A 1,003-nucleotide genomic window follows, 5' to 3' on the forward strand; every position below is an offset into this window, starting at 1 on the left:
ATAAAAGTTTATCTAGGGCTCAGATACTGTTATATATCTGGCTTTATGTTTCTTGGTTGTTTCAAATTCTATAAATTAACCTACTGTTTAATTTTCAAAGTTCATTTTTTCAACTTCATTAGTTTACCAAAACAGTTTTGCTTTGTCAACTACTTTCTGTTGTTTGTTTTACTTGTTGTCCCTTTTCTTAAGGACAAGTATAACTATACCATTTAAAATTATCCTAGTCAACATATTTTTTATTTTTTTTTATGTTTTTACTATTTTTTTAATTAAATAATTTTAAATGTATTGGAATTACTTGTCCTAATGAATTTATTTTTCCTTATTTTACATCAATTTACCTCTATTAGAATAATCTTTATGCTCATTTCCATCATAATCTAATTCAGCTGTTACCTTTATTGTGTGTTTATTTTTATTATGTTTTACGTCTATATTATTAAAGCAACCATCATCTGCATTGCTTCTTAAATAATTTCTAACTAAATCTTCCCCTGATTTTACATCTACATTTTCATAGGTTCTAAAATAAGCTGATTCACCTATCTCTAATGTTAAGTTATATTTTCCATCTTGTACTTTATTTCTCATTTCTTTCATATTGTCCATTTTCTTACCTCCAAAAGTAAATAAAATCTCTATATTAAGTTTTCCAAAATACTTTTTTATATTACAATATTTTTAAATATGCTTAAATATTGTAATATAAATAGGTAGACTTTTATAATATTTAAAAATATTATACTTTTGATCTAAAATAATACTCTCCACAACATGCTTATTTCATAAATAAATTATATATTTCATGTGTTTTTTATACTTTATATTTTGAGATTTTAATTTTTTTCAAATAAAAAATCCCCTTAAGCTTTCACTCAAAGAGATTTAAATATAAAAAAAGATTACGTGGCTACGTCTTACTCTCCCAGGCAGTTGCCCACCAAGTACCATCAGCGCTAAAGAGCTTAACTTCTGTGTTCGGAATGGGAACAGGTGTATC

Annotated in this window: 1 protein-coding gene and 1 rRNA gene; both read right to left on the reverse strand. The window is 25.1% G+C overall.

Annotation, left to right across the window (positions count from 1 at the left end; translation table 11 throughout):
* Nucleotides 1-330 precede the first annotated feature (330 nt).
* A complete protein-coding gene (locus tag QOZ84_RS16450; protein ID WP_284133961.1) occupies nt 331-612 on the reverse strand; it encodes a hypothetical protein in 282 nt (93 codons plus the stop codon).
* Between the two features lie 295 nt (nt 613-907).
* Nucleotides 908-1,003 (reverse strand): 5S ribosomal RNA (gene rrf / locus QOZ84_RS16455); the annotation flags it as partial.

The sequence above is a fragment of the Romboutsia sedimentorum genome, assembly GCF_030131845.1.
GTDB lineage: Bacteria > Bacillota > Clostridia > Peptostreptococcales > Peptostreptococcaceae > Romboutsia_D > Romboutsia_D sedimentorum.